The organism is Streptomyces sp. NPDC059785 (assembly GCF_042732375.1).
In the GTDB taxonomy this organism is placed as follows: Bacteria; Actinomycetota; Actinomycetes; order Streptomycetales; family Streptomycetaceae; genus Streptomyces.
The window spans coordinates 67,723-82,518 of record NZ_JBHWHV010000026.1 but is presented as its reverse complement, the minus strand read 5'-3'; the positions used below and the strand labels follow the sequence as shown (position 1 = coordinate 82,518).

The 14,796-nt window shown below is 72.0% G+C and carries 11 protein-coding genes, 1 tRNA gene and 1 other RNA gene; 4 read left to right on the top strand and 9 right to left on the bottom strand.

Annotated elements, in window-relative coordinates; genetic code table 11:
• Positions 1-256: 256 nt before the first annotated feature.
• The 4 genes from ACFV6E_RS20830 to ACFV6E_RS20815 all read right to left on the bottom strand — a co-directional run bounded on the left by ACFV6E_RS20830 (position 257) and on the right by ACFV6E_RS20815 (position 4,471).
• Positions 257-1,132 (bottom strand): DUF72 domain-containing protein, encoded by an 876-nt coding sequence (locus ACFV6E_RS20830; RefSeq protein WP_385463400.1) that lies wholly within the window; start codon positions 1,130-1,132, stop codon positions 257-259.
• 117 nt (positions 1,133-1,249) lie between these two features.
• Complete coding sequence (locus ACFV6E_RS20825) at positions 1,250-2,443, bottom strand: serine hydrolase domain-containing protein (protein WP_385463464.1); 1,194 nt, start codon at positions 2,441-2,443, stop codon at positions 1,250-1,252.
• A 226-nt stretch (positions 2,444-2,669) separates the two neighbouring features.
• Entirely contained in the window at positions 2,670-3,398 is a 729-nt protein-coding gene (locus tag ACFV6E_RS20820) for a response regulator (protein WP_385463397.1), read from the bottom strand.
• The gene (locus tag ACFV6E_RS20815) at positions 3,395-4,471 is read right to left on the bottom strand and encodes a sensor histidine kinase (RefSeq protein ID WP_385463461.1); all 1,077 of its coding nucleotides are present in this window, start codon (positions 4,469-4,471) and stop codon (positions 3,395-3,397) included. The genes ACFV6E_RS20820 and ACFV6E_RS20815 overlap by 4 nt, the downstream gene beginning before the upstream one ends.
• Positions 4,472-4,762: 291 nt before the next feature.
• Between ACFV6E_RS20815 and ACFV6E_RS20810 the strand changes: the two genes are divergently transcribed.
• The gene (locus ACFV6E_RS20810; RefSeq protein WP_385463394.1) at positions 4,763-5,242 is read left to right on the top strand and encodes a hypothetical protein; all 480 of its coding nucleotides are present in this window, start codon (positions 4,763-4,765) and stop codon (positions 5,240-5,242) included.
• A gap of 231 nt (positions 5,243-5,473) precedes the next feature.
• Here the strand turns inward: ACFV6E_RS20810 and ACFV6E_RS20805 are convergent, their stop codons facing one another.
• The 5 genes from ACFV6E_RS20805 to ACFV6E_RS20785 all read right to left on the bottom strand — a co-directional run bounded on the left by ACFV6E_RS20805 (position 5,474) and on the right by ACFV6E_RS20785 (position 9,991).
• Complete coding sequence (locus tag ACFV6E_RS20805; RefSeq protein WP_385161268.1) at positions 5,474-5,899, bottom strand: PIN domain-containing protein; 426 nt, start codon at positions 5,897-5,899, stop codon at positions 5,474-5,476.
• Positions 5,896-6,174 carry a CopG family transcriptional regulator gene (locus ACFV6E_RS20800; RefSeq protein ID WP_385161266.1) on the bottom strand — a complete coding sequence of 93 codons (279 nt, stop codon included), beginning with the start codon at positions 6,172-6,174 and terminating at the stop codon, positions 5,896-5,898. Before ACFV6E_RS20800 ends, ACFV6E_RS20805 begins: the two co-directional genes overlap by 4 nt.
• Positions 6,175-6,241: 67 nt before the next feature.
• Positions 6,242-7,135 carry a phosphorothioated DNA-binding restriction endonuclease gene (locus tag ACFV6E_RS20795; RefSeq protein ID WP_385161264.1) on the bottom strand — a complete coding sequence of 298 codons (894 nt, stop codon included), beginning with the start codon at positions 7,133-7,135 and terminating at the stop codon, positions 6,242-6,244.
• Between the two features lie 268 nt (positions 7,136-7,403).
• Positions 7,404-9,365 (bottom strand): helicase-associated domain-containing protein, encoded by a 1,962-nt coding sequence (locus ACFV6E_RS20790; protein WP_385463391.1) that lies wholly within the window; start codon positions 9,363-9,365, stop codon positions 7,404-7,406.
• A 541-nt stretch (positions 9,366-9,906) separates the two neighbouring features.
• Positions 9,907-9,991, bottom strand: a tRNA-Ser gene (locus tag ACFV6E_RS20785).
• A 71-nt stretch (positions 9,992-10,062) separates the two neighbouring features.
• On the opposite strand from ACFV6E_RS20785, the gene ffs reads away from it, so the two are divergent.
• From ffs to purD, 3 genes are all read left to right on the top strand, one after another.
• Positions 10,063-10,161: signal recognition particle sRNA small type (gene ffs / locus ACFV6E_RS20780), an RNA gene on the top strand.
• 328 nt (positions 10,162-10,489) lie between these two features.
• On the top strand, positions 10,490-13,021 hold the full coding sequence (locus tag ACFV6E_RS20775; protein WP_385463388.1) for a DNA polymerase III subunit gamma and tau: 2,532 nt from the start codon (positions 10,490-10,492) through the stop codon (positions 13,019-13,021).
• 155 nt (positions 13,022-13,176) lie between these two features.
• Entirely contained in the window at positions 13,177-14,430 is a 1,254-nt protein-coding gene (purD, locus tag ACFV6E_RS20770; RefSeq protein ID WP_385161258.1) for a phosphoribosylamine--glycine ligase, read from the top strand.
• The last annotated feature ends 366 nt before the right edge of the window (positions 14,431-14,796 follow it).

Here is a 14,796-nt window from a genome sequence, read left to right as displayed (position 1 = left end):
GCTTCCGCCCTCGCTCCCGCTTCCGCCCTCGCTCCCGCTTCCGCCCTCGCTCCCGCTCCCGCCCTCGCTCCCGCTTCCGCCCTCGCCCTCGCTTCCGCCCTCGCTCCCGCTCCCGCTTCCGCCCTCGCTCCCGCTCCCGCCCTCGCCCTCGCTTCCGCCCTCGCTCCCGCTTCCGCCCTCGCTCCCGCTTCCGCCCTCGCCCTCGCTTCCGCCCTCGCTCCCGCTCCCGCCCTCGCCCTCGCCCTCGCTCCCGCCCTCACTCCCGGTCTCGGTCCCGCTCCCGGTCCAGCGTCCGCCGCATGGTCTCGGCCGCGCGGACGGCCGCGTCGCCGCAGCAGTTGTTGAACAGGACGTGGACCTGTTCGGCCCGCCGGGCCATCCGCAGGATCCGGGGCGCCCACTCGGCCAGCTCGTCCTCGGTGTACTGGTGGCGGAACCGCTCCTCCTTGGTGCCGGTCCCCCACGCCTCGTTCCGCCCGTGGAAGCGGATCACCGCCGGTTCGCCGGTCACCGGGGTGACGGGCGGGACGGAGGTGTCCAGCGTCTGCGCCATGTCGACCGCGACCGCCGACATCCCCCACTCCGCCAGCAGCCCGGCGGTGCCGTCCCGGCGCTCCTCCCGCCACCACCCGGGATGCCGGAACTCCACGGCTACGGGCCACCCCGCCGTACGCTCCGCGCACTCCCCGATGAACCGCTCGGCCCGTGCCCCGGGCGCGAACCACGGCGGGAACTGGAACAGCACCGTCCCCAGCCGCCCGGCCTGCCGCAGCGGCCCGAGCGCGGCGGCGAACCGCCCCCACACCTCGTCCAGCAGCCCGCCCTCGGGAGTCCCCCGTCCGTACCGCCCCCGGAGCTCCGCGGGCAGCGCGTTCTCGCGCGTCGGGTGCCCCGTGAGCAGCGAGAACGCCTTCACGTCGAACAGGAAGCCGTCAGGGGTCCGCTCGCTCCACAGCACACTGTTCCGCTCGCTGGGCAGCCCGTAGTACGTGGAGTCCACCTCCACCACACCGAACCGCTCGGCGTAGTACCGCAGTCTCCCCTCGGCGTCCCGCCGCCCCGGCGGGTACCACCCGCTGCCCACCAGCGCCCGGTCCGTCCACGAACACGCGCCCACCAATATCCGGCTCATGCGGCGGCGTCTACCCGGCCGGCCCCACGGACGAGCACCCCGGTCCCACCGCCGGGCTCACGTCTCGCCGAAAGCCGCCTGTCGGGCTCACGTCTCGCCGAAAGTCGCCCGTCGGGCTTACGGCTCGCCGAAAGCCGCCACCATCACGTTCAGCGCCACCTTGTTCATGTCCTGGCCCTTGGCGTCCGTGGAGTTGACGCTGTAGACGAGGGTCCGCGAGCCGTCGCGGGTGGCGGCGATGGCCGTGTTGTAGCCCCACCGGCTGCCCGACTTGCCCCACACCTCGCGGCCGCCCAGCTTCTTTATCGACAGCCCGACGGAGTACGCGGCGTCCTCGTCGGTCAGGAAGGTCTTCACCTTCGGCAGCGTGAACATCTCCTCGAGCAGCGGCCCGCGCACCACCCGGCCCCGGAACAGGGCCTTCGTGAACCGTTCGAGGTCCGCCGTGGTGGAGATGAGGTCACCGGCCGCCCAGCCGTCCGTGGGGCCCCACACGGTCACGTCGCGCAGCCCGGTCGTCCCGTCGTCCAGCAGCATCGTCTGGTAGCCGTGATTGTGCGGTCCCGCGATGCGCGGGTCCGCCCCCGGAAGATAGGTGTCGCGCAGCCCCAGCGGTACGAGGATCCGGCGGGCGACCTGGTGCTCGTACGAGTCACCGGTGACGCGCTCGATCAGCAGCCCGGCGATCGTGTAGCCGATGTTCAGGTAGTGCTGCTGCGTGCCCGGCGCGAACTCGCGCGGCTGCGCCACCGCCGAGCGGACCATGTCCTCGGGGTCGTGGACATGGAAGCGGTTCGCGTACTTCTCCTCGACCGTGGTCCCGGGGAACTCGGGCGCCGGTATGCCGTGCGTGTGGTTGAGCAACTGCCGGACGGTGACCTCCCCGTACGCCGCCGGGATCAGCTCCGGCAGGTACGAGCGAGCGGTCCGGTCCAGGTCGAGTCCGCCCTCGGAGGCCAGTTGCAGGGCGACCGCCGCGGTGAAGACCTTGGTCACGGAACCGGCGCGGAACCGGCCGTCCGGGTCGGCCGCCCGGCCGCTCGCCAGATCGTGCACGCCCGCACTGCCCCGCCAACCGCCCCCGGTCCCGCCGACCCGCACCAGCGCGGCCGTCGCCTCCGCCGAGGGCAGCCCCGAGACGGCGCCCGCCAGCGCGGCGGCGGTGTCGGGGTCGAGGGAGCCCACGGGCGCGGATGCGGATGCGGCAGGGGCGGAGGCGGCGGCCGGCAGGGTCGCGGGCCCCGCGGCGACGCCCATGACGACCGCCGCGACGAGCAGCCCGCGGACGGTGCCTTTCACGGTCGTGGTCATGGTCGCCGTCGGCGTCATCGCCGTCATGAGCGTGCGTGTGGCCGGCATGGGCAGCTCCTGAGATGTGGGATGTGAGAGGTGGGATGTGGGAGGTGAGATGAGGGAGTGTCGGCCGTCTGTGTTCCGTGTTCCGTGTTGCGTGTTCCGACGGCTCGGCTCACATCCTGCTGACCGGCAGGTCTTCGCGGATCGCCCGCGCGAGCGGTGTTACGACAGCCGGTTCGGGTCAGTCCCTCACCGGCGCGGGGGAGGGACCGGGCCCGTACGCTCCCCCGGGCGGGGGATCCCCGGCCGTGATCAGTCCCGTCTCGTAGGCGCGGATGACGGCCTGGATCCGGTCCCGCAGCCCCAGCTTGGCGAGCACGTTGCCGACGTGGGTCTTGACCGTGTGGTCGCTGACGACCAGCTCCGCGGCGATCTCGGCGTTCGACAGGCCCCGTGCGAGCAGCAGCAGCGTCTCCCGCTCCCGTCCGGTCAGCGTGTCCAGGCGCGGATCGGGCCGCCGGGGCCGGGTGACGGCGGGCCGGGCGGCGGCGGGCCGGGTGTACTGCTCCACCAGGCGCCGGGCGACGGACGGCGCGAGCAGCGAGTCGCCCCGCGTGACGACCCGGACCGCGTGCACCAGATCGTCCCGGCGGACGTCCTTCAGCAGGAAACCGCTCGCGCCCGCGTGCAGTGCCTCGTACACGTACTCGTCGGAGTCGAAGGTGGTCAGCATCACCGTGCGGCAGGAGGTCTCCGCGCTGATCGCACGGCAGGCCCCGATGCCGTCCAGGCGGGGCATCCGGATGTCGAGGAGCGCCACATCGGGCGCGTACCGCCGCACCGCCTCGACCGCCTCGGCCCCGTCTCCGGCCTCCGCGACCACCTCGATGTCCGGCTGGGCGTCGAGGATCATCGCGAAGCCGCTGCGCACCAGCTCCTGGTCGTCGGCGACCACCACACGGATCGTCATCGTGCCACCCGCGTCCTGGCGGTTACGGACCTCGTGCCGGCCAGCGGGATCCGCGCCCTGACCTCGAAGCCCCGGCCGTCCGGGCCGGGACCGGCGACCGCGGTACCACCGTGCGCCGCGGCCCGCTCCCGCACACCGACGAGCCCGTGCCCACCGGCCCCGACGAGGACCCCGCGCCCGTCATCCGTGACTCGAACCTCCAAGTGGTCGTCACCGTAGGTGAGTTGTACCGCTGCCGTCCGGGCGGCGGCGTGTCTGACGGTGTTCGTCAGCGACTCCTGGACGATCCGGAAGACGGTGGCCGCGGTCGCCTCCGGCAGGGATCGCACGGCTCCGTCCGTCCCGTACACGACATCGAGCCCGCCGGCCCGCACCCGGTCGAGAAGCTCGGGCAGCTCGGCGAGCCCGGGCTGCGGCGCACGCGCCGAGGGACCTTCCTGCCCTTCCCCGTCCTCGCGCAGCACTCCGAGCATCCGGCGGAGCTGTGCCATGGCGTCCCGGCCGGTCTCGGAGATCACGTCGAAGGCGGCCTCGGCCCGCTCCGGAGCCGTCCGCACGGCTACGGGACCGGCCTCGGCCTGCACGATCATCAGGCTCACGGCGTGCGAGAGGATGTCGTGCATCTCGCGTGCGATACGGGCCCGTTCGCGGGCGGCGGCCCGCTCGGCCTCCATCCGGTGCGCCCGCTGCCGGGCATCGGTCAGCCGCCCGAAGACGTAGGCCGCCGCGAACACGAACAGGGAGAAGGTCAGCTCGCGTGCCGTCCGCGAGTTGATCCACACCGATCCCGGCACGGCGACCGTCATGAGCAGCACGGTGGCCAGCCGCGCGCGCGGCGGCGACTGCGCGGCGATTGTGTAGACGATGACGAGCCCGGTGTACGGCAGCGGCTGCCCGGGCCCCTCCACGGCCAGCTTGTACAGCGCGCTGGTCGCCAGGATCGCGAGCAGCACGGTGACCGGCGCGCGCCGCCGCCAGACCAGCGGGACCACGGTGAGCGACGTCAGCCCGTACGCCGGCCAGGTCGCCGGCTCGAGCTCGGGCCCGCGCGGCACCACGAACGGCATCGTCATCGCCGCCTCGACGAGCAGCGCGATCCCGATATCGATCACCACCGGCCTGGCAACCCCCAGGGCCCGCCCCCGCTCCCACCACCCCCGCAAACCCGTCACGCCCCGGCCCCTCACTCGTATCGGCACCCCACCCACCCGACGAACGCGCGCCCACACGGTAACGGCCACCGACCACGACACCACGAGAACCGCTGACCCAGAGGCAGGAAAACCACAGACGACGCCCCTCCGGCGATCAGTAGCATCAGGGGCCAGGAGCCTCGGAACACAACTCGCTGCACAGGGGGCGCGGTGCTGGAGAGTCTGGTGACGACGGCGGCCGGTGCGCTGCTCGCCACCGTGGGTGTGCTGGTCGGCGGCGCCGTCACCCGCCGCGCCCAGGACCAGCAGTGGAACCGCGACCAGCAACTGGCCGCCTACCAGGAAGTGTTCACCCATTACGCCAAGTTCACGATGGAACTCAGGCGAGCGCACGGTGACAGACGGGGCTGGGACTACGACTGGGGCGAGTGGAGCGCGGCCCTGCTCCGGGTGAGCCTGGTCGCCCCGGCGGAGGTCGCCACGGAGATCGAGAACTTCGGCCGGGCCATCGACACCTTCCTGGACCAGGTGGAACGAGGAGACCGCACCCCGCTCCGCGACCCGCTCAGCCCGGAGGAGTTCGAAGCGGCCCGCCAGGCACCCGCCGCGGCCCAGGTCCGCCTGGTCAACGCCATACGGCGTTCTTTCGGCGACGACCACCGAGAGCTGCCGTTCGGCCTCGGCGGCTAGGACCGGCAACGCCAGAGGGCCGGACCGCTGGTGCGGTCCGGCCCTCTGATCCGGCGGAGGATACGAGATTCGAACTCGTGAGGGGTTGCCCCCAACACGCTTTCCAAATGTTCGTCCGGGGGTTCAAGGAGGGACGGGGCGTTCTGACCTGGGGCGGAGCCGAGAGTCGGACGGCGGATGAACGGTTCTGGACGGGGTGAACGAGACCAGAACTGAGACCAGAGTGCCGGGTCACACCTTCTTGACGACGATCGACTCCGGAACCAGCTTCTCCAGGTCGTCCACGTCCGAGGTGAAGATGGTGACCTGCCCCTTTTGCTGGCGCGCGATGACGGCGAGCACCGCGTCGATCGCGTACTTGTGGCCATGCAGCTTGGCATCTGCCAGCAAACGGCGGGCCTGGCGGGCCTCGTCCTTTCCGATGTCGGCGACTCTGAGTCGCGAGAGCACCCAGTCCCAGCGTTGCTCGGTGGTTCTGCCGTCGTACGCCTCGATCAGCGTCATCGGAGATGTCACCACCTCGGCTTCACCTTCGGCCGCGAGGTCAAGCCATGCGATCATTTTCCGTTCGCCGCGCACGGCCAGGGACAAGGCTTCGCAGTCGAGTACGAAGACGCGCAGCGGGCGCTGCCCCGGCTGACCGGCCCGCTTCTTCACGCGGCCTCTCCCGCGCCGTGCGTTCCGGCGGCGCGACGGCGCTCGTGCTCGGCGTCGAGCTCCTCCAGTTCCTCGAACGCTGCGATGCGCTCTTCTTCGGTGAGCGGGCCGTGTTCCTCCTGCAGCCAGTCGGCCAGTTCCCGCAGCCGGTCCCGGTCGCGCTTGAAGCGCAGTGCCTCGGCGACGTACGCCGACAGCCCTCGCTCCGCCGCCTCGGCGCGGATCTCGTCCAGGAGATCCTCGGGAATCGTCACCGTCACCTTCTTCGTCGCCATACAAGAGACCATACTCTAGGTATCGCGCTGCTTACCAGTGCGTTCATATGGTCCCCCGGACCGGCGATCAGACGGTCACGGCGGGGCGTGGGCTGCCGTGGAAAACCTGGCTGGTGTGCCACGAGCGGTGGGCGGCGGCGATGGGGTGGATGCCCGGCTGGGGACCTATGACCGGACGGCCGGCGAGCGTGATGACGTGCTCGCGGGCGACGGCACTGCGGCCGACGAAGCTCTGCGAGACCAGAATGCGGTGGCCCTCGCCGATCCCGAGAACGCCCTTGTCGAAGAGCTTGTGGTGCAGCGAGCACAGGCACAGCCCGTTGTCTATGTCGTCCGGTCCGTCGAACGCCCACCAGCGCACATGGGCGGCCTCCAGCCCGACCGGCACCGCACCGATCCTGCCGTCGTACCCGCAGAAGGCGCACTGGTACTCGTACGCCGTCAGGACCATCTCCCGCATCCGCCGGTCCCGCTGCCTGCGCGAGGCCGAGAGCCGTCCGGTCTCGGCCTCCTCCAGCTCCAGGCCGACAGCTTCGCACAGCTCGCCGTGGAGGGAGGACGGGAAGTTCAGATCGAGCAGCACCCGAGTCACCCTGCCGAGGAGGGACGGCTCCCGCCGCAGCGCCGCCCGCAGCTCCGGCGCCAGACGCCCGGTGGCCCCGGTCGCCCGCAGCTCCCTGACCCCGGTCCCGGGGCTGCCCGTCCCGCGCTCGGTGCGCACCTCCCACACCCCGTCACTCACCAGGTGATGGAAGGGATAAGCGGGCGTCGTCCGGTTGCCGGGCCCGTATTCGGCGAGCAGCCGCCGCAGGTCCTGCTCCACCGCGCTGAACCGCATCTCGCCGTCGGCGTCCTGCTGAAATCGGCTGAGCGCGTACAAGAACAGCAACGGCTTGTGCGGAGCACGCGCCCCACTCCTCGTCCACTGCCTCAGCTGCGCGGTGCGCTCGACCCAGTCCATGACCGGCGATCGTAGTGGCGGCTCGTCGAACAATGATCCGTGCACGGTGGGCCATGCCGAGGCTACGCGGGCATGACGGCGAGGATGCGGGAGAGAGTGAAGACCCGTTCGTCCTCGCGCAGATGGCACCAGGCATACAGACGGGGTGGGTCGAGATCGAGCTCGCTGAGGGTACGTACCGTCCGGTTGCCCGAGGCAGCGACGTACTCGACCGTGATGGCCGTGCCCGCGTCGACGGCGTCGGCGAGCTGGCGGACAGCGCTGTACGTCAGATTCTTCGCGTGTCCGGCGACGATCTCCTCGGTGTCCGTGCCATAGGGGACCCCGGTGCCGAACGGTCGGGATCCGGAAGCGTCGGAGGCGCGTCCCGCAGCCTGGCGGCCAGGACACCCAGGTCGACGTCCACTGGGGTCTTCGTCGGCACGGACCGCCGTCGTTGGCCCGGGAGGAAGGTCGGAGCCGGGGCGGAGGCACGTCGGTGCCGGGTCCTCTCGACGCGTACGGTTCCGTCGGCCTTCTCGGCGACGGGGGCGTAGCCGGCGGCCCGGAGCGCGGCGAGGGTCTTGTCGAGCGGAGTCCGGCAGACCAACACGGTCGGGGCCAGTCGGCGCAGACCGAGTTCGGCGAGCTTGCGGTGGGCGGCGAGTTCGACGAGGAAGGCAGGTTCCTCGCTGTGGATCACGCAGGCCGCGGGGGTGATGCGCACACGGCCGTGAGCGCGCGCGGTGTCGTGGATCAGATATGACAGCGGCTGGGGGAGGGCGCCGATGGCGACGTCGGTCAGGTCGGCGGTGATGGCGTCAGGTGTACGGCCGGTGTCCAGGGCGCAGCGGATGGTGCTCGGGCTGAACCGCCACACGGACGCTGTGCCGACGGTTTCCCGCTCTGCGACGGCGTCCAGCAGGGCGGCCAGGCGGGCTGACGGTGTGCCCGTGACGACGGCGGTGAGGTCCGCGCCGAACCGGGCCGTGCTGGTGGCCGTCGGCAGCAGCCGCCGACTGGCCGCGGCCAGTGCTTTGCCGTCATCGGCCTGCAAGGCGGCACCGATGCGGGACAGGGAGCCGCGGGCAATTGCACCGAGTAGTTCTGCTTCGCGGGCCACGGAGGCGAAGGGCGTGGCGTCCTGGGGGAGTTGATCGGCGAGCGGGCGGTGCCACGCGACGAGTGGCCCCAGTTCTCCAGGGCTCTGCACTCCCTGGTCTGTCGGGAGCCCTGCTGCGGCGGTGAGCAGTCCGTCCCGGGCTTGCACACAGCCGCCACAGGGTGGTGTTCCGGCGAGTGCGGACAGCGCCTTCCCTGCCTCGTCGCGGGCCTGGGTCGCGGTCAGCGGCAGCGTCCGCCACGCCTGGAGAAGCTCGGTGAGCTGCTCCGCCGGTTCCCGCTCCGCCCAGGCGTCGTAGCCTTCCGTCGCCGCGACCCGGTCACCGTCCCGGGCCAGCAGCCCGCCTTCGTACGCCGTCTCCAGGACGAGGCGTACAACGATGTCGTCGCACTGTGTGGCCTTGCCGATCCGGGACAGCTCACGCGTCCCGACCCCGCCGGACTTCAGACGAGCCGGTGGAGAAGCGGCGCACGCCGCCAGAACCGAGGTGGCGTGGGCGGTGAACGCCGTGGCGGCTGCCGCCGCCTCCCGATCCACCTCCGCCTCGCTGACGGACACCGTCTGCACGATGGGTGGGCACGGCTTGAACGGGGCGTGCCAGTCGGCCCCGCGCAGCGCGAGCGTCACCTCGGCCGGCATTCGCGCGGGCTCGTACCCGGAGTACCGGACCTGGACCAGCAGTCCTCGCTCCAGCGCCCACCGCGCACCCGATTCGGAGTCGGCCCGTGGGGCCCCGAGCATGAGGAAATCCGTCTGTTCCTGCCCCTGTTCACCCTGGTGACGGGCTCGCCGCTCAAGCAGTTTCCGAGTGGCCACAGGCGCCGAAGCGACCACCGCGGCCACCCGCTCCGGATCACTGTGGTGTTCCAGCAGAGTGGCCAGCCGATCTTTCTTGGTGGTGCCGGGAGCTGGGATGTCCAAGGCCACCAGCATGCGCCGCAGTTCCTCGGAGGTTGTGTCCGCCAGTAGCCGGGCGAGCGGCGCGTCCAGCCCCAGCGGCGAATGCCACGCGTGCCGCAACGGCGCAGCCATGTGGAGCAGCCCTTGGCCGTCCGGCCAGACGAGCGCGTGATCGGCCAGTGTCTCCAGGGCCGCGTCCAGCCCGCGATCGGTCTCCGCTTCGGTCACGTCCAGCAGGGCGGCCAAAGCGGCACGTGGAACGGGTCCCAATGCCGCCAGCGCCTCAGCCACCTGCAGCTGTGGCAGCGCGAGCTCCGCCAGCGCCGGTGCCACCGACGCCGGGCGCTGAAGGCGGTCGGCGAGTTCGCCGACCGATCGTGGCTCCGGTGGGGACACGGCGTCCGGGCGAGTCGCCAGGACTCGCTCAAGTCGACCGACTTCCAGACCACCCAGCCACGAGGCCAGAGTTGATCCACTGGGCTTACCGATGGGGCACCTCACCAAGACGACGCCGTTGCTCTTCGAACCGGAACCGGTCCTGCACGCGCTCCAGAATGGCGCATGGCGGCGACACCCGCGTCCTGCGGCGCAGGAAGCCGCTGGTGAGCGAAGGCGTTGCCTTGTCGGCCGACCCGTCAGCGACAGAGCGAGGCGGCGAAAAGTGCCTTATGTCGAAAATAAGTGAGACCAGAACTGAGACCAGGGGCATGCCGAGAACCCCGGCCCGCTGAGCGGTCCGGGGTTCTCGTTTCGCCTGTTCAGGCGAGCGCGGAGGATACGAGATTCGAACTCGTGAGGGGTTGCCCCCAACACGCTTTCCAAGCGTGCGCCCTAGGCCTCTAGGCGAATCCTCCGCGGCAAACAATACAAGACGTTGAGGAGTGCTCGCGAACTCGTTCCTGCCGCTCCGATCAGGTACCCTTGGCGCAGCCCCTCACGTGGCGCTATCTGACTGAACTCCCCCAGGGCCGGAAGGCAGCAAGGGTAGGTCGGCTCTGGCGGGTGCGTGGGGGGCGCTTGCGTGTGCGGGAGTCGCCGTGTGTGCGGGACCCGCGCGCGTGGGAGCCCGCGTGTGTGCGGGAGCCCGCGCGAGTGCGGGAGCCCGCGCGAGTGCGGGAGTCGCTGCGCTTCCGGGTGCGGCGGCGCGGGGCGGTCGCCGGGCGGGTCCCAGGGGCTTCGTCGCGGGCCTCCCGGGAGACCTGTCTCACAGAGGGCCGGGGTGTTCCAGGAGTGCGCAGTGCCGGGTTCCGGGTGGTCGGGGCCGGGCGGGCCCGAGTTGGGCGGGCGGGGCCCATGGGGGGTCGGCTTCCGGGCGGTCCTGGTTGTCAGTGGGCGCCTATAACCTCGTATGCGTGTCGTCTCTCGCGCTGTACCGCCGCTATCGCCCGGAGTCGTTCGCCGAGGTCATCGGGCAGGAGCATGTCACCGACCCGCTGCAGCAGGCGCTGCGGAACAACCGGGTCAATCACGCGTACCTGTTCAGCGGTCCGCGCGGATGCGGCAAGACGACCAGCGCCCGCATCCTGGCCCGCTGCCTGAACTGCGAGCAGGGCCCCACCCCGACGCCGTGCGGCGAGTGCCAGTCCTGCCAGGACCTGGCCAGGAACGGACCGGGCTCGATCGACGTCATCGAGATCGACGCCGCTTCGCACGGTGGCGTGGACGACGCCCGTGACCTGCGCGAAAAGGCGTTCTTCGGCCCCGCGAGCAGCCGCTACAAGATCTACATCATCGACGAGGCCCACATGGTCACGTCGGCCGGTTTCAACGCCCTGCTGAAGGTCGTCGAGGAGCCGCCGGAGCACCTCAAGTTCATCTTCGCCACGACCGAGCCCGAGAAGGTCATCGGGACGATCCGGTCGAGGACACATCACTATCCCTTCCGGCTCGTCCCGCCCGGGACGCTGCGGGAGTACCTGGGCGACGTCTGCGGGCGCGAGGGCATCCCCGTGGAGGACGGCGTGCTCCCGCTGGTCGTCCGGGCCGGCGCCGGTTCCGTGCGTGACTCCATGTCCGTCATGGACCAGTTGCTCGCCGGGGCGGGGGACCCCGGTGTGACGTACGCCATGGCGACCTCGCTCCTCGGTTACACCGACGGCTCGCTGCTGGATTCCGTCGTCGAGGCCTTCGCCTCCGGGGACGGCGCGGCGGCCTTCGAGGTCGTCGACCGCGTCATCGAGGGCGGCAACGACCCGCGGCGCTTCGTCGCCGACCTGCTCGAGCGGCTGCGCGACCTCGTGATCCTGGCGGCCGTCCCCGACGCGGCGGAGAAGGGGCTCATCGACGCCCCCGTCGACGTCGTGGAGCGCATGCAGGCCCAGGCCGGGGTCTTCGGCGCGGCCGAGCTGAGCCGCGCCGCCGACCTCGTCAACGAGGGACTGACGGAGATGCGCGGCGCCACTTCGCCGCGCCTCCAGCTCGAGCTCATTTGCGCGCGCGTACTGCTGCCCGCCGCCTACGGGGACGAGCGTTCCCTGATGGCCCGGCTCGACCGGATCGAGCGCGGCGTGAGCTTCACGGCCGGCGCCGGCGCCCCCGCCATGGGGTACATGCCCGCCGGCGACGCGCACGGAGGCGCCGTCGGCGGCGCTCCCGTCGGGGGCGTGCCGGGCGCCGGTACGCCGGGCGCCGGTGCGGAGCCCGTCCCGCCGGGCGGCGGCCTCGCCGCAGCCCGGGCCGCCGTACGGTCCACGGGAGGCGCGGGTGGTACGGGTGCTACGGGTGGTGGAGTCGGTACGGGTGCTACGGGCAGCGTGAGTGGCCCTGGTAGCCCTGGTAGCCCTGGTGGCCCTGGCGGTCCAGGTGGCATGAGTGGTGCGGGTGGTGCGGGCGGTCAGGGTGCGCCCTTCGGCGCTTCCGCTCCGGTGACGCCGCAGACGCAGACGCAGACGCAGACACAGGCGCCCGCCGGTGCCGGGGCGGGCGGGTCCGGTCCGGGTGCCGGGGCTGCCCCCGGTACGCCCGCCGCCGCCCCGGCTCCCGCGCAGCCGTCCGCACCTCCCGCCCCGGCTGCTCCCGCCTCCGCCCCCGGCGCCTGGCCCACCGCGACGGCCGCGGGCAGCGGTCGCAGGCCCGGCGGCTGGCCGACGGCGGCACCCGCGGGCGGCGGCCACACTCCGGCCGCCCCGACCGGCCCGGCCACCCCGGCCGGCCCGACGCCCCCGGCCGCGCCTCAGCAGGCCGCCCCCGCCCCGGCGCCCTCCGCGCCGGCGCCGGTCTTCGCTCCCCCGGCGGACGGGCCGGACCCCCGCATGCTGTGGCCGAACATCCTGGAGGCGGTGAAGAACCGTCGTCGTTTCACCTGGATCCTGCTCAGCCAGAACGCGCAGGTCGCCGGTTTCGACGGCACGACTCTCCAGATCGGCTTCGTCAACGCGGGCGCCCGGGACAACTTCGCGAGCAGCGGCAGCGAGGACGTACTGCGGCAGGCGCTGGCCGAGCAGTTCAACGTGCAGTGGAAGATCGAGGCGATCGTCGACCCCTCGGGCGGTTCGGCGCCCGCGCCGGGCGGTAACCCCGGCTTCGGCGGCGGTGCCGGTTACGGCGGCGGCGGTGGTGGTGGTGGCTACGGCGGCGGCGGTGGTGGTGGTGGTGGCTACGGCGGCGGTGCCGGTGCCGGTTACGGCGGTGCGCCCGCCGCCCCCCGCCTCGCACCGACGCAACAGCCGTCGCCCGCGGCGTCCCCGCCCGCCGCGGCACCGGCCCAGGCCGCACCCGCACCGGCCCCCGCCCCGCCGACGGCTCCGGAACCGCACCCGGTCGCCCCCGAGGACGACATCCCGGAGGACGACGACCCCGACCTCGACGAGTCCGCCCTCTCGGGCCACGACCTGATCGTGCGCGAACTCGGAGCGACGGTGGTCGAGGAGTTCACGAACGAGTAGATGAGCAGCAACCAGTAGGTGAGGGTCGCAGCCCCGGAGACAGCCCCGGACAGGACACGAGCCTCCACCCCCTTGGAGGAAGCCACCAACCCCGTGCGTCCCACGCCTCGGAAGCCCCTACAAGGGCACCCGCCACCGGCGGCTAGGCTGGCCCCGTGAAGGTCCTCGTCATCGGTAGCGGCGCCCGCGAACACGCCCTGTGCCACTCCCTGTCCCTCGACCCCGACGTCACCGCCCTCCACTGTGCCCCCGGCAACGCCGGTATCGCGGAGGTCGCCGAGCTGCACCCGGTCGACGCACTCGACGGCGCCGCCGTGGCCGTACTGGCCAGGCAGCTCGGCGCCGAGCTGGTGATCGTGGGGCCCGAGGCCCCGCTCGTCGCGGGAGTCGCCGACGCAGTACGCGAAGCCGGCATCCCCTGCTTCGGTCCCTCCAAGGAGGCCGCACAGCTCGAAGGCTCCAAGGCGTTCGCGAAGGACGTGATGGCGGCGGCCAGCGTCCCGACCGCGCGCTCGTACGTGTGTACGACGCCCGCCGAGGCCGAGCAGGCGCTCGACGCCTTCGGAGCCCCGTACGTCGTGAAGGACGACGGTCTGGCCGCGGGCAAGGGTGTCGTCGTGACCAGCGACCTCGAGGCCGCGAAGGCGCACGCGAGCGCCTGCGACCGGGTGGTCGTGGAGGAGTTCCTGGACGGCCCCGAGGTGTCGCTCTTCGCGGTCACCGACGGCGAGACCGTCGTCCCGTTGCAGCCCGCCCAGGACTTCAAGCGCGCGCTCGACGGCGACCAGGGCCCGAACACCGGCGGCATGGGCGCGTACTCGCCCCTGCCGTGGGCGGAACCGAAGCTGGTGGACGAGGTCATGGAGACCGTCCTCCAGCCGACCGTGGACGAGATGCGCCGCCGCGGCACCCCGTTCGCCGGTCTGCTCTACGCAGGTCTGGCGATCACCAGCCGGGGCGTGCGGGTGATCGAGTTCAACGCCCGTTTCGGCGACCCGGAGACCCAGGTGGTCCTGGCCCGTCTCAAGACCCCGCTCGCGGGGCTGCTGATGGCCGCGTCCACCGGCAACCTCGCCCACCTCCCGCCCCTGCGCTGGAGCGACGAAGCCGCCGTCACGGTGGTCGTGGCCTCGCACAACTACCCCGGCACCCCCCGTACCGGCGACCCGATCACCGGCCTCGACGAGGTGGCGGCCCAGGACGCGCCCGACGCGTACGTCCTGCACGCCGGTACGAAGCGGGACGGCGACACCGTGGTCAGCGCTGGCGGCCGGGTCCTCTCCGTCACCGCGGTCGGCGACGGTCTGACGCAGGCCCGCGACCGCGCCTACCGTGCGGTCTCCCGCATCGGCCTCGACGGCTCCCAGTACCGCACGGACATCGCGGCCAAGGCGGCGGCGGAGGCGTAGCCCCGAAATCACCGGCACGGACGCAGACTTCGCGCGTCACTGAAAGTAATCGAAAGTCGCCAATCATCACCCTCCGTGCCCGTTGCGTTCTCCCGTCAGGCCCCGGATTTCGAACGAAATCCGGGGCCTGATCCTTGCCCAGTGTCCGCACCTTTCCCCAAAGCCATTCCATCGAGTGACCGATGCGCCAACCTGATGACGGGGGCGAGGGCCCCAACTAGGGTGCGGCGCAAGCGTTCCGGCACTTGGCCCACCGGCATTGCGATGTCGGTGGCGGGTGCCACAGTGGGGAGATGAGCAACGCCAGGGAAATCCCCGGCGCCGGCTGTGACAGTGACTGTCAGGGCGTGCGCCGGGCGACACGGT

Bases quoted from the DNA above. Each gene is read 5' to 3' on its own strand.
- ACFV6E_RS20830 (WP_385463400.1), bottom strand. From the start codon at position 1,132: ATGAGCCGGATATTGGTGGGCGCGTGTTCGTGGACGGACCGGGCGCTG.
- ACFV6E_RS20825 (WP_385463464.1), bottom strand. From the start codon at position 2,443: ATGACCACGACCGTGAAAGGCACCGTCCGCGGGCTGCTCGTCGCGGCG.
- ACFV6E_RS20820 (WP_385463397.1), bottom strand. From the start codon at position 3,398: ATGACGATCCGTGTGGTGGTCGCCGACGACCAGGAGCTGGTGCGCAGC.
- ACFV6E_RS20815 (WP_385463461.1), bottom strand. From the start codon at position 4,471: ATGACGATGCCGTTCGTGGTGCCGCGCGGGCCCGAGCTCGAGCCGGCG.
- ACFV6E_RS20800 (WP_385161266.1), bottom strand. From the start codon at position 6,174: ATGGCGACGAAGAAGGTGACGGTGACGATTCCCGAGGATCTCCTGGAC.
- ACFV6E_RS20795 (WP_385161264.1), bottom strand. From the start codon at position 7,135: ATGGACTGGGTCGAGCGCACCGCGCAGCTGAGGCAGTGGACGAGGAGT.